The 21,618-nt window shown below is 70.3% G+C and carries 19 protein-coding genes and 1 tRNA gene; 12 read left to right on the top strand and 8 right to left on the bottom strand.

Annotated features, from left to right (window positions below):
- Positions 1-215: 215 nt before the first annotated feature.
- The 4 genes from QM591_RS10185 (at position 216) to QM591_RS10170 (ending at position 2,732) form a co-directional block, all read left to right on the top strand.
- Complete coding sequence (locus QM591_RS10185; RefSeq protein WP_415132184.1) at positions 216-1,775, top strand: PspC domain-containing protein; 1,560 nt, start codon at positions 216-218, stop codon at positions 1,773-1,775.
- Positions 1,772-2,161: a hypothetical protein gene (locus QM591_RS10180; protein WP_415132182.1), complete on the top strand. Its 390-nt coding sequence runs from the start codon at positions 1,772-1,774 to the stop codon at positions 2,159-2,161. The genes QM591_RS10185 and QM591_RS10180 overlap by 4 nt, the downstream gene beginning before the upstream one ends.
- A 4-nt stretch (positions 2,162-2,165) precedes the next feature.
- Positions 2,166-2,564: a YccF domain-containing protein gene (locus tag QM591_RS10175; RefSeq protein ID WP_415132180.1), complete on the top strand. Its 399-nt coding sequence runs from the start codon at positions 2,166-2,168 to the stop codon at positions 2,562-2,564.
- Positions 2,565-2,656: 92 nt separating this feature from the next.
- A tRNA-Met gene (locus QM591_RS10170) sits at positions 2,657-2,732 on the top strand.
- Between the two features lie 14 nt (positions 2,733-2,746).
- On the opposite strand, the gene QM591_RS10165 is transcribed toward QM591_RS10170, so the two are convergent.
- Complete coding sequence (locus tag QM591_RS10165; protein WP_415132178.1) at positions 2,747-3,094, bottom strand: hypothetical protein; 348 nt, start codon at positions 3,092-3,094, stop codon at positions 2,747-2,749.
- Positions 3,095-3,188: 94 nt separating this feature from the next.
- Here QM591_RS10165 and QM591_RS10160 point away from each other — a divergent pair, with 94 nt between their 5' ends.
- The 4 genes from QM591_RS10160 to QM591_RS10145 all read left to right on the top strand — a co-directional run bounded on the left by QM591_RS10160 (position 3,189) and on the right by QM591_RS10145 (position 6,298).
- Positions 3,189-3,686 (top strand): hypothetical protein, encoded by a 498-nt coding sequence (locus QM591_RS10160; protein ID WP_415132176.1) that lies wholly within the window; start codon positions 3,189-3,191, stop codon positions 3,684-3,686.
- A 50-nt stretch (positions 3,687-3,736) separates the two neighbouring features.
- On the top strand, positions 3,737-4,027 hold the full coding sequence (locus tag QM591_RS10155) for a hypothetical protein (protein ID WP_415132174.1): 291 nt from the start codon (positions 3,737-3,739) through the stop codon (positions 4,025-4,027).
- A gap of 43 nt (positions 4,028-4,070) precedes the next feature.
- Positions 4,071-5,624, top strand: coding sequence for a M16 family metallopeptidase (locus QM591_RS10150; RefSeq protein WP_415132172.1), 1,554 nt, complete (start codon positions 4,071-4,073; stop codon positions 5,622-5,624).
- An 89-nt stretch (positions 5,625-5,713) separates the two neighbouring features.
- Entirely contained in the window at positions 5,714-6,298 is a 585-nt protein-coding gene (locus QM591_RS10145; RefSeq protein ID WP_415132170.1) for an alpha/beta fold hydrolase, read from the top strand.
- A gap of 21 nt (positions 6,299-6,319) precedes the next feature.
- Here QM591_RS10145 and QM591_RS10140 read toward each other — a convergent pair whose 3' ends face one another.
- Genes QM591_RS10140 through QM591_RS10120 form a run of 5 tightly spaced genes read right to left on the bottom strand, consistent with a single transcriptional unit; the run spans position 6,320 to position 13,514 of the window.
- The gene (locus QM591_RS10140) at positions 6,320-7,411 is read right to left on the bottom strand and encodes a peptidase C39 family protein (protein WP_415132168.1); all 1,092 of its coding nucleotides are present in this window, start codon (positions 7,409-7,411) and stop codon (positions 6,320-6,322) included.
- Positions 7,408-8,982 (bottom strand): ATP-binding cassette domain-containing protein, encoded by a 1,575-nt coding sequence (locus QM591_RS10135; RefSeq protein WP_415132166.1) that lies wholly within the window; start codon positions 8,980-8,982, stop codon positions 7,408-7,410. The genes QM591_RS10140 and QM591_RS10135 overlap by 4 nt, the downstream gene beginning before the upstream one ends.
- Entirely contained in the window at positions 8,979-9,830 is an 852-nt protein-coding gene (locus QM591_RS10130) for an ABC transporter permease (RefSeq protein ID WP_415132164.1), read from the bottom strand. Before QM591_RS10130 ends, QM591_RS10135 begins: the two co-directional genes overlap by 4 nt.
- Positions 9,827-10,822, bottom strand: coding sequence for an ABC transporter permease (locus tag QM591_RS10125; RefSeq protein WP_415132162.1), 996 nt, complete (start codon positions 10,820-10,822; stop codon positions 9,827-9,829). The genes QM591_RS10130 and QM591_RS10125 overlap by 4 nt, the downstream gene beginning before the upstream one ends.
- 10 nt (positions 10,823-10,832) lie before the next feature.
- A complete protein-coding gene (locus QM591_RS10120) occupies positions 10,833-13,514 on the bottom strand; it encodes an ABC transporter substrate-binding protein (protein WP_415132160.1) in 2,682 nt (893 codons plus the stop codon).
- Positions 13,515-13,695: 181 nt separating this feature from the next.
- Here QM591_RS10120 and QM591_RS10115 point away from each other — a divergent pair, with 181 nt between their 5' ends.
- Positions 13,696-14,439: a DUF1684 domain-containing protein gene (locus tag QM591_RS10115; RefSeq protein WP_415132158.1), complete on the top strand. Its 744-nt coding sequence runs from the start codon at positions 13,696-13,698 to the stop codon at positions 14,437-14,439.
- 62 nt (positions 14,440-14,501) lie between these two features.
- Complete coding sequence (locus tag QM591_RS10110) at positions 14,502-14,912, top strand: hypothetical protein (protein ID WP_415132156.1); 411 nt, start codon at positions 14,502-14,504, stop codon at positions 14,910-14,912.
- 64 nt (positions 14,913-14,976) lie between these two features.
- Here QM591_RS10110 and QM591_RS10105 read toward each other — a convergent pair whose 3' ends face one another.
- Both QM591_RS10105 and QM591_RS10100 read right to left on the bottom strand, forming a co-directional pair.
- Positions 14,977-18,093: a S8 family serine peptidase gene (locus QM591_RS10105; protein WP_415132154.1), complete on the bottom strand. Its 3,117-nt coding sequence runs from the start codon at positions 18,091-18,093 to the stop codon at positions 14,977-14,979.
- Between the two features lie 132 nt (positions 18,094-18,225).
- The gene (locus tag QM591_RS10100; RefSeq protein ID WP_415132152.1) at positions 18,226-19,218 is read right to left on the bottom strand and encodes a glycerophosphodiester phosphodiesterase family protein; all 993 of its coding nucleotides are present in this window, start codon (positions 19,216-19,218) and stop codon (positions 18,226-18,228) included.
- Between the two features lie 136 nt (positions 19,219-19,354).
- Between QM591_RS10100 and QM591_RS10095 the strand changes: the two genes are divergently transcribed.
- Complete coding sequence (locus QM591_RS10095; RefSeq protein ID WP_415132150.1) at positions 19,355-20,272, top strand: Bax inhibitor-1/YccA family membrane protein; 918 nt, start codon at positions 19,355-19,357, stop codon at positions 20,270-20,272.
- Positions 20,273-20,377: 105 nt separating this feature from the next.
- Positions 20,378-21,592, top strand: coding sequence for an ROK family transcriptional regulator (locus QM591_RS10090; RefSeq protein ID WP_415132148.1), 1,215 nt, complete (start codon positions 20,378-20,380; stop codon positions 21,590-21,592).
- Positions 21,593-21,618: the final 26 nt, after the last annotated feature.

The following is a 21,618-nucleotide window of genomic DNA, read 5'->3' as shown; positions in this document are numbered from 1 at the left end:
CGCCGGAGAGGCGGGCGCGCCGTTGCCCCCGCCGCGCTGGGCCACCGCGACGGCCGAACGGGGCGCGCAGCGGGAATCGCGGCGGGCGAGGTGGAGGACATGTGAGCATCCAACCACCCGGCGCGGGCCCGCCGATACGACGGCGAGAGACAATCAGGGATGGTTCAGGGGTTCACCCCATGGCCGTCCGTCTGTCGGTCGAACAGGATCGACTCATGACCACCCCACCCCCGACCGATCCCGGACCCCTGCCGCCGTCACCGATCGCACTCCGCTCCCGTGGCGACCGGTTCTTCTCCTGGGCAGCGGGCCTCGGCGTCGTCCGCTCGGAGGGATGGATCGGTGGGGTTGCCGCGGGGCTTGCCGCACGCCTCCGGGTGGATCCCCTCATCGTTCGCGGGGTGCTCGTCGTCGCGGCGTTGTTCGGCCTTCCCGCGATCCTCGCCTACGCCGTCGCGTGGGCGCTCCTCCCCGATCTCGACGACCGGATCGTCCTCCGGGAGGCGCTGCGCGGGCGGCTCACCGCGGCGCTCGGCGGCGTCGCCGTGTTCACGGTCGTCGGACTGCTGCCGCCGCCCCTGCTGCTCGTGGTGACGGGACTTCCCGCGGGTGGTGCAGTGCTGGCCCTGCCGGTCGTGCTGATCCTGGCCGTGGCCGCGTTCCTCGTCTTTCTCATCGTGCGCGCCTCCGGCCGCACCCCGGGTGGTGACGTCGTCGATCCGCGATCGGCTTCCGCGTCGGCGACCGGCCCGGGATCCTCCGCATTCGGCCGAGGGACGGGGCCGGCCGCCGATGCGGAGGGATCGGAGGGGGACGCCGAGCCGGACACGGCCGCGTCCTCCTCCACGGCCCTCGCACCCCCGCCCCCTGCCGACGGAGCCGAGGCGGCAACGAACGACGACACGGACGAGATGGCGCAGTGGCGCGCCCAGCATGCGGCGTGGAAGGAGCAGGACCAGCTCTGGCGTCAGCAGCAACAGGACGCGGCCAGGGCTGCCCGGGAACAAGCCCGCCGCGAACGGCAGGCTCGCGCCGCGGCGTTCTCTGCCGCGGCGGCGGAACGTCAGCGCGTGCGGCGCGCGACGAATCCCCGCGCCCCCTTCGCCTTCATCGCCGCGGCCGTCGGCGTCGCCGTCCTCGCCGGAACGATGACGGCGTTGCAGCACGGGGGCATTCTCGCTCCGGCACGCGGCCTCTTCGTGGCGGCCGCGGTGCTGGCGGCCGCGATGATCATCGCGGGGGCGATCCGTCGGCGCAGCGGGTTCCTCGCGTTCCTCACTGTTCTCACCGTGACGGGAGGCGCGATCGCCGTCGCCGTTCCCGCGGCAGTCGACCTCCACCTCGGCACCTACGGCATCTCCAACCTGGAACGTTCTGCATCCTCCCCCGGTGCCCCCTTCCGCCAGCCCTGGGGCGACCTCACCGTCACGCTGGCCGACACCGGCCGTGACGGCGCGACGTACGTGGAGAAACGGCAGGGCTCCACGTTCATCGGCGTACGGCCCGGGGTGGAGGTGACGGTCGAGGTCACCACGGCCACTGCGGCGGTCATGGCCTCCGGAACGGACATGCCGACACCGTGGATGGACTTCTCGGAGGTCCCCGGCGGCACCGTCGAGACTCTTCCCGACGGACGACAGGTCTACCGGGTCACGGCGACGGCGGGAGCCGAGCCCGCAACGACCCACCATCGGGTCGTCATCGACCAGGAGGCCGGCTGGGTCGAGCTGTACCTCGAAAGCCCTGCCACCCCGACGGAAGGCGACGGACAATGAGCGACCTCGACGACATCCTCACCGACGGACCGGCGCCCTCGGCCGAGAGCGCGGTGCAGACCCTGCCGCCGAGCACCCCTGGGCGGGCGCCGCTGCGCCCACGCACGCGCTGGGCCGCCATCGTGTGGGGCGTCGTATTGGGCTCCCTCGCCCTCGCCGGCCTCGCGCTGGTCTCCGAGGGCACGCGGTTCGCGGACGTCGTGGCGTGGATCGCGGATCTGCAGCTGGCCACGGCGATCGGTTACGGCCTTCTCGTCGTGGGGAGCCTGGCGCTCGTCCTCGGCGCGGTGGGACTCCTACGTCGCGCGCAGATCACCCTCACCCACCGGCGGGTCCGCGAGAACGAAAAAGCACAGCCGCGGTCCACCGAGGGCGAGCGAGAATGAGGTCGTGCGCACCCTCCTGAACATCATCTGGATCATCTTCGCGGGCTTCTGGCTCTTCGTGGGTTATGTGGTCGCCGGGGTGCTGCTGTGCATCCCGATCATCACGATTCCGTGGGCGATCGCGTCGTTCCGCACCGCCGGCTACGTCATCTGGCCCTTCGGGCGCACGATCGTCGACAAGCCGACGGCGGGCGTCGGCTCCTTCCTCGGCAATGTCGTCTGGGTGGTCCTGGCCGGGTGGTGGCTGGCGCTCGGACACCTCGTGAGCGGCATCGCCCTGTGCATCACGATCATCGGGATCCCGATGGCGATCGCCGACTTCAAGATGATCCCGATCTCCCTCATGCCGCTCGGCAAGGACATCGTCTCCACGCGTCGCGGCGCGTTCGACCCTGCCCGCTGATCGTCACGAACGGACGCAGAGCGCAATCACAGGTCACACTCCTGGTCATCCCCGCCCCGCCGGGTTAGCGTGGGGACCACTCACCACAGCTTCGCGGCGATCCGGGCGGTCCCGGGCACCGGTTCATACCCGGTCGCGTTGCGGGTTCGACTCCCGCCGTCGCGTCCACTCCCGGCGCGAGCTCACCATCCGTGCACGTTGAGCCACGCGCGGCGCCGGGTCACCTCGGCATCCGACTCCGTGGCGTCGGATGCGTCATGGGTCGCCAGCACGCCGGTCGCGTCACGAGCGATGAAGCGGAGACACTCCCGGCACAGAGCGCGCCCATCGGGATACCCGTCGGGGAGCGGCTCGGCCGGTGCCGTCTCACGACCGGAGCCGGGGCAGCGCGCCGGATCCGACCCCGCTTCGCTCCACATGATCGCGCGGTGCCGATGGAGCCCCGCGTGTCCGAGCGGACGCGTGCAGCGCTTTCCGCCCCGACGCTCCCGGCAGAAGCGCACGACGCCCGACTCGACGGCTTCCGGCATGCTCTCGACAGTAGTCGGGGCATCGCCGCGCTCGTCGAGATGTTCCGGCCCGGGACGGTCTCGCCGGCACCGAGCCCGCGGTAGCGTGCGACTCGTGGAGTTCTCGCCGTACGGACTCGCGTTCAGCCTGGTCCTGCTCGCACCCTCTCTCCTCCTCGTGCGGTGGCCACCACGCCGCCCGATCCCGCGAGTTCGAGTAGCCTGGCCTCTCGCGACGGCCGAGCGATCGGGGCAGGCCCTGACGCTCGCGCTGCCGCCGTTCAGCGCGGTGACCGCCCCGCTCGCGCCCGCGCAGGCGGTGCTCGGGATCGTGACGGGGGTGCTGCTGCTCGGCTACGGATCGCTGTGGGTGCGCTATCTGGTCAGAGGCCGCGAGCCGGAACTGCTCTACGGTCGGTGGGGCGGGGTCCCGGTGCCGCTGGCCGTGCTTCCGGTCCTCGCCGTCGCGGCGTGTGCGGGCTGGTCGGGAAGCCCGTGGATCCTTGCCGCAGCCGCCATCCTGGCCGCCGGGCACGTTCCGATCTCGCTCCGGATCGCACGGAGCCTGCGGAACACACCGCGCGATATCCCCCATCAGAGGGAGGCAGAGTGAACCGCCGCGTCCTACCGTGAGGAACAAGAACAGGACCGCGAGGAGAAGACGTGAACGTCTCGCACGACGACCGTTCGGCCGATCAGCAGGAGATCCCACCGGACCCGCCGGCGATGATCGCGGTCTGGTACTTCATCGGCGCGACCTTCCTGTTCGCCCTTCCGATCACGCTCTTCCCGGGCGCGCCGCCGTGGGTACGTGTCGTGACGACTGTCCTGGGGTTCCTCGCGATCGTTCTGGGGGGAGCGCGGCTTCACCAAGAGGTGACGTTCCTCCGCCGGCGGAAGAGCGACGCCACACCGTCCAACGATGATCCGCCCGGCCCCGACGACAGCCGGTGAGTCACACTCGCGCCCACGCCCATCCCCCGCGAGAATGAGCCTCATGGCCGCTCCCCCCATCGAGTTCAGCGAGGCCTGCGGGCTGCCGACCTACTCGCGAGACATCCGCACGACCTTCGAGGGAGCCCTGACGTTCGGGATCGGCCTCCGAGACGAGACGGCACGCACCGCCGGAACGGCGCACCTCTTGGAGCACCTCGTGATGGCGCGGGTCGGACGGGTGGATGTCGTCCACAACGCCACGACGTCCGATGAGACGATCAGCTTCTTCGCGCAGGGGCCACCCTCGGGGGTGGTCGACTTCCTCAACCGGGTGGCGCGCGCCGTCTCGACGCTCGCCGAGATCTCCGACGCGGATGTCGCCGAGCAGAAGCGCATCATCAGCACCGAGCTGGGCGACGACGACGAGCGGCCCGGCCGAGGGCACCTGATCGACCGCTTCGGGAACCAGTCGGTCGGGCTGCTGGATCTCGGGTCGCCGGCCCATCGCTCCCTCACTCGCGCCGAGGCGTTGGCGTTCGCCGAGACCTGGCTGCACGCGGGCAACGCCGCCCTGTCATTCACGGGTCCCGTGCCCGAGGGCCTCGATGTGAGCCTGCCGGAAGCCCGCTCCCTTCCGCCTCGACCGGCTCCGCGCGTGATCCGCAACGGGATGTGGGTCGTCAACGGCACGACGCCGGTGGCACTCTCGGTCGTGCTGAGCGGCGACGATCGGGCGGCGCGCACGATCGCCGGTGCCCTCATCTACGACGCACTCTTCGACACGTTGCGCACCGAGCGCCACCTCATCTATTCCGTCGATCCGTTCTCCACCGTCATCGACGGGACGCACCGACTCGACTGCTACGCCCTCGATCCACGCCCCGAGAATGCGCTGGAGGCCGCCACAGAAGCGGTCGGCGTCCTGCGTGCTCTGGGCGCGGAGGGGCCGAGCGCCGATACGGTGGCCGCGCAGATCCTCCGCTACAACATGGAGGACGAGGTTCCGGGAGCCCAGGCCGCCGACCTCGACGGGCTCGTCACGAGCACCCTCCGAGGCCGCCGCGTCCACGGCGACGTCTCCCCACCCCCGGCCGTGTGCGCCGTCACCGCCGATGATGTCCGACGCGTGATCGCCGGAGGGCTCGACTCCCTGTTCGTCACGTTCGGCGACGATCTCCAGGCCGACAGCGACGACCAGGTGACCGATGCTCTCGATCTCGCTCCCGCGGAAGGTCCCTCCTCGAGCCTGACGTCGATGACCAAGCGGGAGCTGTTCGCGCACGGGATGAAGGACTCCACCGACATCTTCAACGGGCGCACCTTCCGTGGCGCCCGGGGCGCCCAGGTGATGGTCGATCCCGAGCGGGTCGCGATCATCGACGACGAGGGGATCTTCGAGGTCCCCTTGACCGACCTGGTGCTGGCCACGTACTCGGAAGAGCGTCGCACCTGGGTCTTCATGGCGGCGGAAGGGCACGTGTTGGTGATCGACCTGGACCAGTGGCGGGGAGCGAACGCCCTGCATGCCGCGATCGAGAAGCGGGTGCCCACGGCTGTCCGGTGCACGATCGACCGGGTGGCGGCCACGGAAAACGCCCCGCGAGACCGCGCCTGAGGCCGTCAGTGCGCTGACATCGACTTGCCCCACGCGCCCCCGATGACCGAGGCTTGTGAGTCGGGACACGCACCGCGCGAGAGGGATCCATGACTGACACAGACCGCCACATCTTCGAGCCCGACGGCCGAGCCATCCCCTATGTCGACGAGGGAGCCGGCCCAGCCCTCGTGCTCATCCCCGGCAAGGGCATCGACCCCGTGCACTTGGGCACCCTCGCCCACGTGATCCTCGAAGAGGACTTCCGCATCGTCCGCGTGGGCTCCCGTCACTCGGGCGCCGACGAAGGGACGACGCTCCTCGAGGCTGCTCAGGACGTCGTCGATGTCATGGATCACCTGGGCATCGCCGACGCCTGGGTGGGTGGTCACGCCTTCGGCGGCACGGTGGCGCGTGCGGTCGCCCGGGCACACCACGATCGCGTCAACGGCGTGCTGCTCCTCGCGGTCGAGGCCGACGTGCCGGCCGAAGCGGAGCTCGCTCCCGACATCCCCGTCCTCGTGCTCCAGGGCGGCGACGACGAGGTCACCCCGCCCGCCAACGGCGAGGCCCTGCGGAAGTCGGCCCCGGGGCTCGTGAGCGTCGTGACGATCGACGGCGCCGGACACCTGTTCGCCGCCACGCACGCCGGAGAGACCGCCGCCGTCATCGAGGACTATCTCGACTGGGACTGAGCCCTCCCGCCTCCGCCGACCTCAGCGGGACGCGGTCGTCTCGTCCCGGCCGATGAAGATCACGCCCCGGTACCCTTCGTCAGACCAGCGCACGAGCCGGTCGAGGTCGGCAAGGCGCACCGGCAGCTCGTGGGTGTCCACCCACGTCTCGCCCGTGTCGCGGTTGACCCAGGGGTCTTCCACGATCACCACGTCGACCCCGTCGGAGGCGTGAGCGAGCACCCAGTGCGGTCCGTGCTCGCCGTGCATCGGCTCCTCGTCGATGAGGAGGAGGGCGAGGTCGCCGCCGGCGACCCGTCGCGCGATCTCCTCGACGCCCACTCGGACGCCGCTGACGACGATGCCCAGCTCTTCCGCGCGTCGTCGCGACTCGACCTGCAGTTCGGACCGGAAATCGAGTTCGAACCCCGTGTAGTCCTCCACGAGGACGGGTCCGTCGTGATCCAGACTCACCTCGACGGCGGAGGTGCCCACGTGCTCGGCCGTCGTCACCGCGAGACCGAACGGCTCGCACGCGGGGTAGTTGCTCGCGAGTCGCCAGAACCCGAGTTCGACGTCGCGGTCCTGGGAGTCGCCCGCGAACCCCTCGACCCCGCGGAGCCCAGCGCCCATGAGGGAGGCGACGGCACCACACGTGAACAGGGTCGTCTGCGCGTAGTACCCGGGCTCCGCGTGCGGAAGATGACGGAGCCACAGCACCGCGCCGAGTGTCGACTGCGTGCCGACGGCGCCATAGGGTCGCCGGAGCGGAACGAAGCCCGCCTCCGCCGCGAAGGGAGGAAGCTCCTCCGGAGAGCTCCACTTCAGGGCGATGTCGTCCCGGGCGCGGGCGCGGTCCCGCAACGCGCGGACGAGCGCGGCGCCGGCCGACTCGTCGCGCCACCACGGATCGACCGCCGTCGTGCCCGCGGTGGCCGGGCGCCCCGTCTCCAGGGCGGCGGCGACGATCTCACCGCCCTCCGTCACGGTGAGCAGCGCGGGACGATATGCCGCACGAGGAGCGCTCCATCGCTGTGCTCGCTCTTCCCCGACGCGTTCGGCGAGCCCGTCCACGAGAGCGCGGATCGCCTCCCACTCTTCATGGACGACGACATCGGTGGCGAGCTGGGTCATGAGGTGGTCTCTCCGTCGTGACGACGCACGCCGGTGCTCTCCAGGAGAGCAGCGGCGACGAGGGTCTGGGTGAAAGGATGCCGGGGAGCTCCGAGCACATCGGCGCAGGCGCCGTGTTCGACGACCTTCCCCTCCCACATGACCGTGACGGTGTCGGCGAGGGTGCGGACGACCGCCAGATCATGAGAGATGAACAGCAGGGTGATGCCGCGCTCGTCGCGCAGCCGTCGGAAGAGCTCGAGGATCTGCGCTTGGACCGAGACGTCCAGGGCGGACACCGACTCGTCGCAGATGAGCAGACGCGGACGGGGAGCGAGCGCCCGCGCGATCGCCACGCGCTGGCGTTGTCCGCCGGAGAGGTCGGCAGGCCTCCGAGTGGCGAACTCGGCAGGTAGGCCCACCGTCTCCAGGAGCCCCGCCACCGTGTCGGTCGCCCCGGGAACGGCACGCAGCGCCTCACTCAGGATCGCTCCGATCGTCATCATCGGGTTGAGCGAGGAGTACGGATCCTGGAAGACGATCTGCATCTGCCCGGGCGTGCGGGACCGGCGGCCGGGCGCGAGCGGGGCTCCCGCGAAGGAGATCACCCCACCGTCCTCCCGTTCCAGTCCCGCGATACACCGGGCGAGCGTCGACTTCCCAGAGCCCGACTCCCCGACGATCCCGGCGATGACGCCGGTCGGGATCTCCAGGTCCACGTTCGACAGCACGGTCCGCTCGCCGAAGGCCTTCTCGACTCCGCGGACGCTCACCAGCACCTCGCGCTCCGACCGCGGGGTGGCTCGCTCGGCGGGTGCGGGCGCGAGAGCCGGGTCGGCTGCCACGAGCGCACGGGTGTAGGGGTGCTGGGGATCGTGGAGCACCGAAGCAGTGCGTCCCCGCTCCACGATGTCGCCGTGCCGCATCACGAGCACCTCGTCGGCACGCCCTCGCACGACGCCGAGGTCGTGCGAGATCAGGACGATCGGAAGTCCCCGGGTGTCCTGGAGCGACCGCAGCGCATCGAGCACTTCCCCCTGATTCGATGCGTCAAGGGCCGTCGTGGGTTCGTCCGCGATGAGCAGCTGGGGATCGCTCGCCACGGCGGCGGCGATCGCCACCCTCTGGCGCATCCCTCCCGACAACTGGTGCGGGTAGGCGCGGATGACGCGTTCGGGGAGGTTCACCTCCGCGAGGCTCCGCACGACCGCGTCGCGACGCTCCGCCCGATCCAGCCGCGTGCCGCGAGCGGCCTCGATCGTCCAGGCGATCTGGTCACCGCAACGGTGTACCGGGGACAGGCTCGTGAACGGATCCTGCAGCAGCAGCGCCACCATCCGCCCCCGGATCCCACGCCACTGGTCGGCACGCGTCGACAGCTCGATCGTGCGCTCCCCGATGCTCAGTCGACCGCGAGCCCGGAACCCGCGCGGAAGGAGGCCCACGAGGCTCTTCGCGGAGAGCGTCTTTCCCGATCCCGACTCACCGATCAGGGCCAGCATCTGCCCGGCTGCCACGTCGGCGCCGAACGGGGCCACCACCTGCCCCGCCGGTCCCACGACCGACAGCTCCTCGATGCGTACGCCGTTCATGCGGCCGCTCCCGTCCGTGAGAGGCGTTCGCCGAGCCAGTCGCCGAACACATTGACCGCACAGGCCACGAGGATGATCAACACGGCCGGGAGGATCACGGCGGCCGGATTGTCGAACATGATCGCGCGGTTGTCGGTGAGCTGCCTCCCCCAGTCGGCGGTGCCGGGCGCGACTCCCACCCCGAGGAAGGACAGCGACGAGAACGCCACCAGCGCGAAGGCCGTGTTGAGCATGACGTTCGTGATGATCAGGGTGGAGACGTTCGGGAGGATGTGGCGGAACATCACGCGCCACCGCGACAGCGACAGCATCTGCGCCGCCTCGATGTAGGGCCGCGCCGTCTGCTCCAAGACGCCCGCACGCACGATGCGGATGTCCGAGGGGGAGAACAGGACGATCAGCAACGCGACCGTGACGCCGTAGCCGCCTCCCAGCACGCCCGAGACGACGATCGCCGCGAGGAGCACCGGCAGGGCCAGGAGAAGGTCGGTCCAGCGGCCGATGAGGAAGTCGAGCCACCCGCGCTCGTAGCCGGCGAGGGTGCCCAGCACGATGCCGAAGAGCATGGATCCGAGGGCGACGCACACGGGTCCGACGATCGACGACGCCGCTCCGGCGACCGTCATCGCCCACACGTCTCGTCCGAGCTCGTCGGTTCCGAGGAGATGACCGTCGCTTCCCGCTGGCAGGAGGCTCGCGAGGATGTCCTGCCGCATGGCGTCGGGATAGAGGAGACCGCCCACCGCGACGGTGATCGCCACCACGACGAGGAAGGCGACCACGACGACGATCGCCCAGGGCGCGCGGCGGCGGGTGGGGGTGGAGAGCAGTTCGATGGCGGCGGTCATGACGGCCTCCGGGCGGTGCGCACCCGCGGGTCGAGCACGAGATAGGCGAGGTCGGCCAGGAGCGCGATCACGGCGATCACGACGGCGACCAGGAGGGTGAGGGACTGGACCACGGCGATGTCCTTGAACAGCACGGAGTCCTGCAGGAGCGTGCCGAGTCCGGGCAGTGCGTACGTCGTCTCCGCGAGGACCGTCCCGCCCACGAGGAAGGTGAGTACGAGGCTCGCCCCCGTGACGATCGGGATGGCGGCATTGCGTAGCGCGATGCGTTCCACGGTGCGCTCGGACAGCCCCCGGGCGCGCGCAGAGGTCACGTAGTCCGAGGCCAGCTCCCGCAGCATCGCGGTGCGCGTGAGCTTGAGGACGATCGCTCCGAGGCCGAGGGCGAGGGTGATGGCCGGGAGCACCAGGTGCCGGAGGGTGTCGACACCGCCGTTCCCCGCACCATAGACGGGGAAGACCGGCAGGTAATAGGCGAAGGCGTAGAGCAGCAGCAGGCCGATGGCGAACGTCGGCGCGCTCAGCCCCACGATGGCGAACACGTTGGACACGCGGTCCACGGCGCCGCCCGGACGCACGGCGCTGCGAACGCCCAGCGGAATCGCGACGGCGAGCGCGCAGATGAACGCCAGACCGCACAGGGAGAGCGTGAGCCCCAGACGGGACGAGATCGCATCGGCCACCGGGAGCTGCAGCCGGATGGAGGTGCCCAGGTCTCCCGTGACGAACCCGCCGAGCCAGCGCAGGTACTGGAGCACGACCGGGTCGTCGAGGTGGTACTGCGCACGGACGGCGGCCACCGCCTCCGGGGTCACCGGGCGGTTGCCGAGCAGGTTCTTCACGATGTCGCCGGGGGCCAGATACATGAGCGAGAAGATCACGATCGACAGCGCGAGCAGCACCCCCACCGTGCCGAGCACGCGCACCGCGAGCAGACGTCCGAGAGGACGTGCCCGCGCCGCGCGTGCCCGGAAGATCGACGCAGAAGTCACGAGCCGGTCTCTACTGAGCCGCCGCGCGGTACAGCTGCGTCGGCCACGACGAGATGAAGGCGAACGAGCTGTAGTCCTTGATCCCGAGGTCCTTCGCGAACGCCGTCGCCGACTGCCCCCACCACAACGGGACGTTGATGACGTCCTTCGCCTGCAGCGTCTCGGCCTGGATCAGAACGTCCACCCGCTCGGCGGGGTCGGACGTCGCCCCGGCCTTGGTCAGCAGGTCGGTGACGGCGGGGTTGTCGTAGGCCGCCGGGTTGCCGGCGCCCAGCAGGTAGCTGGGCACCTCGGCGGGATCCCCGAGCGTGGAGAAGTACCACATGACGTTGATGCCGTGATCCCCCGAGGCGTCGAGACTGGCCAGCCACTCCTCGATCGGGACCTCGCGCACCTTCAGGGTGATCCCGATGTCGGCGAGGCTCTGCGAGAGGGCCTGGGCGGCCGAACCGATCTGCGGGCCCGTGTTGGGGGTCAGGATCTCGGCCTCGAAGCCGTCGGGCTTCGTGGACGCGGCCAGTGCCGCCTTCGCCGCCTCGAGATCGAAGTCCCACTGCGGGATCGCGGCGAGCTTGTCGCGTGCCGCCTCGGCGTCGTAGGCCTTGCCCAGCGACTCCGGCGTCATGATGGCGGTCGCCGCCTCGCCGTGGCCGCGCAGCAAGGACTTCACGTACGCGTCGCGGTCCACCGCGTGGGCGATCGCCTCCCGGACCTTGGGGTCGTCGAAGGGCGCGACGCTCGTGTTGAAGTAGAGACCCACGTAGGAGAGGTCGTTGATGTAGTCGACCCGCATCGAGTCGAGCTTCTCCCACTGCGACGATTGCGCGAGCGGGACGTTGAAGGCGACGTCGATGTCGCCGGCCTGGGCCGCCAGCAGACGGGTCGACTCGTCGGGGACGAAGGTGACCTTGATCTCCTTCACCTTGGGCAGCTCTCCCCACCAGGTGTCGACGCGCTCCATCGTCACGTGCGAGTCGGGGACGAACTCCGTCACCCGGTACGGCCCGGTGCCGAGCAGGAGCGACGTGGAGGTGCCGACCTTCCCGTCGTTCTCCTCCCAGAACGCCCGCGAGGTGATGAAGGCGGCCCCTCCCGTGCTCATGTTGGCGGCGAAGGCGGGATCGGGATCCTTCAGGGTGATGGTGACCTCGGCGTCGTCGGTCTTCTCGATCGTGTCGACGTTGGTCAGATAGTAGGTGAGGCCGGGAGAGACCTTCTCGTCGCGGGCCTCCTCGAGGCTGAACACGACATCGTCGGCGGTCACCGGAGTGCCGTCCTGGAACTGCGCGTCGGGACGCAGCTCGTAGACATAGGTGACGTCGTCCGTCTGCGTCCACGACTCCGCCAGGCCCGGCTGCACGCGACCCTGCGCGTCGATCGAGACGAGGCCCTCTTGGACGATCGAGGCGATGTAGTAGTTGAGGATTCCGGCCTCCTGTCCGACGTAGAGGCTCGAGAGCGAGCCGGGCAGAGCGACGGTGACGCTGTCGATCTCGGCGCCGGTGTCGGCGCCGACGGTCGCGGTCGGCGCCGGCGGGGCACCGGTGGTGCAAGCGGTCAGCAACAGGACGGACGCCGCGGCGGCGGCTCCGGCTTGCGCGAGGCGAGTGGCGGTCAGGGACATGTCTGGGTGCTCCTCTGCGAGGGTGGGTGGGAGTTCGGTGCGGTGCGGTGCGGGATACGACACGAATCGGGCCCGGTGTCCGGCGGAGCGACGGCGCGCATCGACGACGGCGTCGACCCCCGTCGTCGGCAGCCGGTGGGTGGCCAGGGCGCGCAGCGCTTCTGCCACGGCCGGGATCGAGGCGGCCTCGACCAGGGTGACGGCGGACGTGCGACGCGTCACGGCAGGCAGGAGTCCGAGGGTGCGGATGCGCTCGGGGAGGTCGGCACCGGCCAGTGCCCCCTCGGGCAGGAACGCCGTGCCCACTCCCTGCGCCACGAGCGCGATCGCGGCGTCGGGGAGCGACACGGCCAGATCCCGGGCGTCGGCGCCGCGGCCGAGCATCTCGGCGACCGGAGCCGTGGCGGTGCCTCGACCCGTGATCCAAGGGTGGGCGGCGAGGACCGACGGGTCGACTCGCGAGGCCTCGGCGTGGACGTCGAGGGTCGTGAGCGCGACGATCTCCTCGGCGAACAGGAACGTCGAGCGCAGTCCTGCCGCCCGCGCTGCGGTGCTGCGACGGGCTCGCTCGCCGACCGCCGAGACGAGGGCGATGTCCGCACGGCCGTCCCGGATCATCGCGAGCGCGTCCGCCGCATCGGCCGCCTCGGTGATGCCGACCTCGATCTCGGCACCCGCGTCGGCCAGCCGGCCCAGGGCCGGGGCCAGCATGGGCCCGATGGCTTCGGCGGGGGCCGCGAAACGCACCGCATCCGCGCGGCGGCCGAGCAGACGAGCGAGTTCGGTCGCGGCGGCGGTGAGGCTCGCGTCGATGCGCGGCGCGTGCGCCGCCAGCAGCGCACCGATCGGGGTGAGACGCGCCGATCGCGCCGTGCGGGCGACGAGGCTGGCTCCCAGCCTCGCCTCCAGCCGCTGCACGTGCTGAGTGATGGTCGGCTGCGTGTATCCGAGGGAGCGGGCCGCGGCGCTGATCGACCCGGTCTGGTCGATCGCGACGAGGATGCGGAGGGAATGGACGTCGAGGGCGCGTGTCAGGGCATCGACATCGATCGCGCCGGATTCATCCATAGGGGCATGCTATTGATAGCCGCATTTCGATGGTGTAACAGAATGTATCGTTCTGTCGCACGGCGTCACAGAACGTCCTGGATGTGCCCCGATCGACGCGAGGACAGCGCGGGGCTGCGCCGGCGACAGCGAGGATCGACGGGAGCAGCCGAGAACGACGAGGAGAGAGGCAAACGACGACATGGAATCGTCCCCATCGCAGGAGCGGGCACGCGCCGCGGCGACGGCACACGCCGCCTGGGTGTCCGCGAGGGATCGCCTTGTCTGGGGGCGCGACGGCATCGCCTCGCTCCGCGCGACCCACTGGCTCGACGACACCCCCCGTGAGTTCCCCGACACCCCGGGCGTCTGGCATGCCGACGGGGAGCGCGTCATCGGCGATCTGCCGGGCGGCCGAGTGATCCTGCACATCGGCGACGAACACCGCGAGGGGCAGCTGCTGCTCCGCGGGTTCGCGCGCGACGGCATGGCGGCCCTGCGGGTGCTCGATCCCGCGGCGGCGGCAGAACGGGGCATCTCCGCGATCGATCGGTTTCCGTACACCCCCGGATCCGCGATCGCGGCGACGGTCCGTGTCGCCGATCACACGCGGTCGACGCAGGCGGTGGACGGCCACGTGGCCGCCTCGGTGTACGGAGCCGAGATCGACCTCGACCTCGAGGGCGTCCGTCTCTCCCTCGCGGCGCAGGTGCGCCCCGACGGAACGCTCTTCCTCGCCTTCTGCGACCAGACGAGCGGGACGGAGAGCTACCGGTTCCGCTTCCTGCAGATCCCCGCTCCCGACGCCGATGGCCGGGTGGACGTGGACTTCCACCGCGCCTACCTCCCGCCGTGCGCGTTCTCCGACCACTACGTGTGCGTCTTCCCCCCACCCCAGAACCGGGTGTCCGTGGCGATTCGCGCCGGCGAGGCCCTCGTGCGCTGATCGGCCGTCACTCACCGATCTCCCGCGAGGCGGCGTACCCTGGCACCGATCGAGGAGGAGTCATGCGCACGATCGGCACGGTGGTCGGTGTCGGCGCGCTGTGCCTCGTTCTCGCCGCCTGCAGCCCTGGAGGTCCCATGAACGCGCCGACGCCCGCCGGCCCCTCCCCCCGACCGCCCTTCCAGACCACGACCCCGGGCCCCGTCGGGCCATCGGGTTCTGCCACGGAGGTTCCGCCTGTCCGATGGGCCGCGATCCGCGCCGACCTCACCGCTCGCGGCATCACCGAGGAGCCGGTGCTGGTGTCCGCCGAGCGGCTCACGTTCAACGACGGCTCCCTGGGCTGCCCGAGCCCCGGACAGTCCTACACCCAGGCCCGTGTCGAGGGGATGCGCGTCGTCGTGACGGCAGCCGGCGACACCTACGACTATCGCTTCGGCGACGGCGACGCTCCCCGCCTCTGCTCGCGCTGAGCACACGCCCCCGGTCACACGGAAGAGGGGCGATGCGCGCGCACCGCCCCTCTCCGTGATCGGCCTACTTCATCGGGACGAGGAGAGCCTCGCTCGCACCCGACTTGTTGTCGTACACGACCACCATGGAGCCCAGGGGCTTCTGGGTCGCGTACGCGTCCGCATCGACGTCCACGGAGACGTTCGCGCTTCCGCGCTTCGGAACGGTGACCGCCTGACCGTTGCTCACCGCGGGAGCGGCCGGGTCGTAGGTCGCCGTCGACGAGAACGCATCCTCGCCGTCCGACGTGATGCTGAACGACTGCACGGTGTAGTCGAACGCTCCGTCCACCGCGACGTCACTGGCCCACACCGGCAGCAGGATCGTGCTGCTGTCGGTGGGCGCCTGCGCGAGGAAGCCGGTCGCGATCAGCTTGCCGGTCGCGATCTCCTGCGCGAAGACCTCCGTGACGCCGTTGATGTCGCTGTTGCGTACCGCGCCGGAATCGTACGAGAACACGATCCAGTCCGGCGTGCCATCGCGGTCGACGTCGAGGAGCACGTCGAACTCGTTGTTCGCCGCGTTGGACCAGCGCTTGTGCGTGTTCACGGCGAACACCAGCAGGTGATCGTCGCCGTCGGCGAACGACTGCACGCCGGCGGCACGCAGGTCGTAACCGGTGTCGGGAAGCGCCTTCGTGGCGTCCTTCTTGTCGGACAGGCCCCACGTGTAGACGTCGGCACCGGCGTCGAGCGCGCCGAGCGTGTTGCGCAGCGTGATCTTCTTCGTACCGTCGGTGATCTTGGCCTTCTTCGAGAAGAGCGCGGAGGTGTGGGCGCTCACCTTGCTGTTCGAGCGCGGCACGAGCAGGTACGGGACCCGCAACGTCGCGTCGGAGGAGGTGAGGACGACATCGCCGGAGATCTCGTAGAAGCCGTACTGGTCTCCCGTGACGACCGAGGTGGGCACGTCCTTCGCCGAGGCGGCCACGCCGACCACGAGCTTGGCGCTCCCGCCTCCGCGGACCGTGATCTTCTTGTGGCTGAGCTTGACGACGGCCTTGCGTGACTCCGCGCTCGGCGTCGCCTTCACGGTGAAGGTGACCGACTTCTTTCCGTGGTTGGTGACGGTGACGGTCTTCACCCCGCCGAAGCCGAGCGCCGACTCCTGGAAGCCGAAGCTCAGCGCCGACTCACGCGCCCAGCCGCTCTCGGTGCGGAAGGCATCTCCGGTGGCGGTCACCTGCGTCGCCACGGCCTGCGCCGTGTCGACCAGACCGACACCACCGAGCGTCAAGCGCTGACCGGCGACCTTGTCGGGGTCGGCGGTCGAGACGATCGCGGCGGAGATCTGCGGCGCCGTCCACGTCGGGTGCGACTGCACCGTCAGGGCGGCGACACCGGCCACGTGAGGTGCGGCCATCGAGGTTCCCGAGAGGATGCCCGCACCGTTTCCGGATCCGACGGCGACCGAGGAGATCGATACGCCGGGCGCCGCCACGTCGGGGCTGATCGCGCTGTCGCCCGACCGAGGACCGGCCGAGGTGAAGTCGCCGTAGCCGCGTCCGGCGGGGTTGGCGAGGGTGACCGGGGCGAAGGAGGTGGCCGTGCCGACGAACTTGTCGCCGTCGGAGGAGCGGACTCCGAAGAACGGGATCGTGACCAGGACGTCCTCTCCGGTGTCGGGGTTCGAGGTGATGAGTCCCTCGTACGGCGGGAGGTCGTCGGTGGAGTTGACCATCACCACGGCGGAGGCTCCGGCCTCCTGGCCGTAGATCGCCTTGGCGACGCGGGCGCAATCGCCGCGCTGCACGACGGCGAGCTGGTCGCCCCCGGGGACGATCCCGGCCTTCGTGAAGGCCTCCACGGAGCAACCGATCGCCTCGTTCTCCGCCGTGGCGGGATCATCGGTGACCCGGACGACCGACATCGGCCCGATGCCGTCGAGCGAGGCGCCGTTGGCGTTGATCGCCTCCACGTCGTTGGCCCCCATCGTGATGACGGTGCCGGGGAAGCTCACGGCGCTGTCGACCGCCGAGACGGCGATCACGCCGTCACCCGTGCCGGGCGAGCCGGTGAGGTAGGGGTTGTGGCCCGCGTTGCCCGCCGAGGCGACGACGACGACACCCGCACCGACGGCGTTGCTCGCGGCCACGGCGTCCGGGTCGTCACCGCGCCCGAACGACGAGCCGAGGGACATGTTGATGACGTCCATGCCGTTGGCGACGGCCCAGTCGATGGCCGGTACCACCACGTCGGTCGATCCGCCGCAGCCGAACACGCGCACGGCGTAGAGGTCCGCCTGCGGGGCGACTCCCGGGCCCACGCGGAACTGCTGCGAAGGCGTGGTCGAGTCGTACGGGCCGGTGTACCCGGACCCGTCGGCGAGCACGCCCGAGCCGGCCGCCGTGCCCGCGACGTGGGATCCGTGCCCCTGGCAGTCCAGCGGGTTCGCGTCGGGGTGAGGAACGGGCTGATAGTCCGCACTCGAGGGGTCGGCGTTGTAGTCATCGCCGACGAGGTCGATGCCGCCCTTCACCCGCGGCGCGTTCGGCCCGAACAGGGCCGGGTCGGCGGGTTGGTCGGAGGCGGCGGCCGCCGCCTCGTAGGCGGCGACCGTCCCCGGTCCGCCGAAGCCGGCGTGGGTGTAGTCGATGCCGGTGTCGATGATGGCCACCTTGACGTTCTCGCCCGTGAACCCGGTGTTCTCCCACACCTGCGGGACGCCGAGATACGGAACGGAGACCGAGTTGTCGAGCTCGTACGTACGCACGGGGTGGACGGCCACGACGCCGGGAAGATCCGCAACGGCGTCGAGCTGGGCGGCCGGGACGGTCGCCTGGATGCCGTTGTACGCCGACTGCATCTGCGCCTGGATCTTGCCGCCCTTGCCCGTGATCGAGCCTCGGATGGAGTCCTGCGCCTTCTTCAGCTTGCCCTTTACCGCGGACCGCTCGCTCGCGCTGAGGCTGCGACCCTTCTCCGCCTGGACGACCGCGACGGGGTCGCCGGTCATCTCGATGATGACGGTGACCCGTCCGTCTGCGCCGATCGAGGACGCCGAGAAGGACGAGTCGAGGCCGCCTGAGGAGGGAGCCTCAGCGAACTGCGACGAGGGATCGTCGTCGGTTGCGGCCAGGGCCGCGGTCGAGGGAAGCAGGAGCGCGATCGCGCCGACTGCCGCCAGAGTGCGTCGTTGCAAGGTGTAACCGCCTTTCGTGCAGGGGTTGATGCCCACACGGGATGAGCGGGGGCTGAGAGGAGGCTATGCATCTGCCGCATGCCCGCGGAACACGTATGAGAGGACTCTCATACGTCAGGATCGGCCGCTCCGTCAGCCGAACAGGCGTCGGCCGAGATCGACGTGGTCGACGAAGACGCCGTCCACCCCGGTCTCGGCCAGTTCGCGCCACTCGGTGGCATAGTCTCCGAGTCGCGCGGGTTCGTCACCCCTTCGGTGGCGAGGCTCCAGGAAGGCGTTCTCGGGTCGGCACGTCCAAGTGAAGACGAGGAGTCCGAGGTCGTGAGCCGCGCGCACGAGATCGAGACCGGTCGGCTCCGCCTCGGGAGCGAGCAGCATGAGCTTGTCGACGCTGATCCCGTCGAAGCGCTCGGCCAGTGACGCCAGTCCCGCCGAAGCGAGCTGACGGTAGGTGGGTGCCTTCTCCCCCTCGGCCCGGACCAGGTCGAACGGGCGCCCCTCGGCTTCGAGGAGGAAGACGTAGGAGGCCTCGACACCCTCGGCGCGCAGCTGCGTGAGGACGGTCGGCTCGAACGACTCGATGTACAGCGCCCTCTCCCCCGAGGCCCACCCGGCGCTGCGCAGCTCGGCCGAGACGAGGGCGGGCACGTCGAACCCCTGCTCGGCGAACACGGTCGCATGCTTGATCTCCAGCACGACACCGACGTCGCGTCCCGCGGCGCTGCCCCGCGCGGCGAGGTCCAGCACATCGCGCAGCCGGAGCATGGGCTCCTCGCCGTCGTGCTTCGCGCTCTCCCGACGCAGCTGCGGCAGCCGCTCGCGGCACCGCAGCCTCGACAGCTCCTCCCAGGTGAAGTCCTCGGTGAACCATCCGGTCTGCGCCACGTCGTCGACGATCTTCGTCGTGCGACGGCCGGCGAACTCGGCCCGATCGGCGATATCGGTCGTGGAGCCGATCTCATTCTCGTGACGGACGATCGCGACACCGTCGCGGGAGAACACGACGTCGGGCTCAACCGCGTCCGCGCCGTGGGCGACGGCGAGCTCGTACGAAGACCGTGTGTGCTCGGGGCGGTAGCCGGGTGATCCGCGATGACCGATGACGAGGGGTCGGGAGCGCGTCATGCTGCCAGGCTAACGGGCCGGCGACGAGCCGCCTTCTGGGAGCACTCTCAGCCTCGGCCGGTCGCCCGGATTACCGCTTCCGATACGCTGGAATCCGCAGCACCGCGCTGTCCCCCGACTTGGAGTGAGAGAGACCATGGCCTCCGGCAACTTCGCATTCAACAACCCGGCGTTCCAGGAGGAGCGCCCCGGCCTCACGCCCCCGCCCGCCGCCTCGCAGGCCGGCGCTCAGACCGGGTATGCGACGGCCACCCACCAGGCGACCGATGCAGCCGTGAACGCCCAGCTCGAAGGCGCCTTCGCGGCGCCTCCCGCGGGTTCGGTCAACACGGGCCGCATGACCGTCGAGGACACCGTCGCCAAGACGCTCGGACTGTTCGCCGTTCTCCTGGTCACCGCGGTCGTCGGCTGGGTGTGGACGATGGCGCCCGTCACCGCCGCCAACCCCGTTCCCACGATCGTCCCGTGGATCGTCGGCATGCTCGGCGGGTTCGTCCTCGCGATGGTGATCTCCTTCACCTCGCGCAAGAAGGTCCGTCCCGCCCTGATCTTCGCCTACGCGGCCTTCGAGGGCCTGTTCGTCGGTGGCATCTCGGCCTACTTCGAACTGCTGTGGCCCGGCATCGTCATCCAGGCCGCCATCGCGACGTTCGCGGTCGTCGGCGTCGTGCTCGCCCTGTTCGCCAGCGGCAAGGTGCGCGCCTCTGCCCGAGCGAACAAGATCTTCCTCGTCGCGATCCTCGGCTACATGGTGTTCGGCCTCGTCAACCTCGTGCTCATGTGGACCGGCGTCACGCAGGGCACCTTCGGCCTGTACAGCCAGTCGATCTCGATCATGGGCATCGAGATCCCGCTCGGCCTCATCATCGGCGTGCTCGTCGTGCTGCTCGCGTCGTACTCGCTGGTGCAGGACTTCGACATGATCCAGCGCGGCGTCCGCAACGGCGCTCCGCGCGAGCTCGGCTGGCTCGGCGGCTTCGGCATCATGGTGACCGTCGTCTGGCTGTACATCGAGATCCTCCGCATCATCGCGATCGTGCGCGGCAACAACTGACGCCGCACCGTCACGACGAAGGCCGCCCGGTTCGCCGGGCGGCCTTCGTCGTTCGCGGGCGTCTGCCGATGATCGTCGCCGAAAGTGGCGTACGTTCGGATCACCATGAGACGCGGTTCCAACCTGCCGGCCGTCGGCACCTACAACCAGACGCTCGTGCTGGACTTGATCCGCCGCTCCCCCGCGGGAGTGAGCCGGATCGAGCTCGCCGAGCGGACCGGTCTGTCGGCGCAGACGCTGAGCAACGTCGCCCGCAAGCTCGTGGACGAGGGCATGATCGTCGAGGGCGCTCCCATCATCGCGGGGAAGGGAAAGCCCCGCACACCCCTGCGGCTGAACCCACAGGCCCGGTACGCGCTCGGCATCCACCTCGACCCGGCAGTGGACACATTCGTCCTGGCCGACATGAACGGCGCCGTGGTCGCCCACGCCGAGCACGCACCGCGCCCCGCTCCGGATGCGGCGCGTCTTCTCCCCGACCTCGCCGAGCGAGCCAATGCCCTCCTGGATCGTGCGGGCATCCACCGGGATCGGGTCCTCGGCATCGGTGTCGCCGCTCCGGGACCGATCGACCTCGACCGGGGCATGCTGCTGCAGCCGCCCCTCCTTCCCGCCTGGCACCACGTCCCCCTCCGCGAGGAGCTCCGGAGCGCGACGGGACTGCCGGTGATGGTGGAGAAGGACGTCGTGGCCGCCATGGTGGGTGAGCTGTGGGTGGACACCGAGCAGCGACTCACCGAGGCGATCTTCTTCTACTTCGGAGCGGGCGTCGGCGTCGGACTGGCCACCGACGCCACACCCGTCCGCGGGCGCACCGGCAATGCCGGCGACGTGGCCCACATCGTCGTCGAGCCCGACGGGCCACTCTGCCAGTGCGGCAGGCGCGGCTGCCTCGGGGTTGCGCTCGCGCCCGAGCGCCTCGTCGCCGACGCCGCGGGTGACAGCAGCGAGCGTCCGCCGTCGGAGTCCCGTGCGATGCTCGGACGCCTGGCCCAGGCGGCGACCAAGGGCGACACCGTGGCCGCCGAGGTGTTCGAACGTGCCGCGGCAGCGCTCGCCCGGGGGCTGGTGGTGCTCAACAACCTGCTGGACGCCGACGTCGTCGTGATCGGCGGGCCGATCTGGAATCGCATCGCCCCCGCGGTCGAACCCGCTCTGCGGAAGGCCCTCGTCCGCAGCCAGGAGATCACGACGACGCGCGGGATCTCGCTCTACGGAACACGGCTGAGCACCGATGTCGCCGCTTTGGGCGCCGCGTGCCTCGTGCTCGACGGCGCCTTCACCGCGCGTCCGGCGGGCCTCATGATCACCCCGAGCTGAATCCGCGACACCATGCAATGGTCACG

Origin of the sequence: Microbacterium sp. (assembly GCF_047607225.1) — a bacterium.
Lineage (GTDB): Bacteria > Actinomycetota > Actinomycetes > Actinomycetales > Microbacteriaceae > Microbacterium.
Note: the sequence above shows the minus strand (reverse complement) of the source record. Positions and strands in the feature narration are given on the sequence as shown.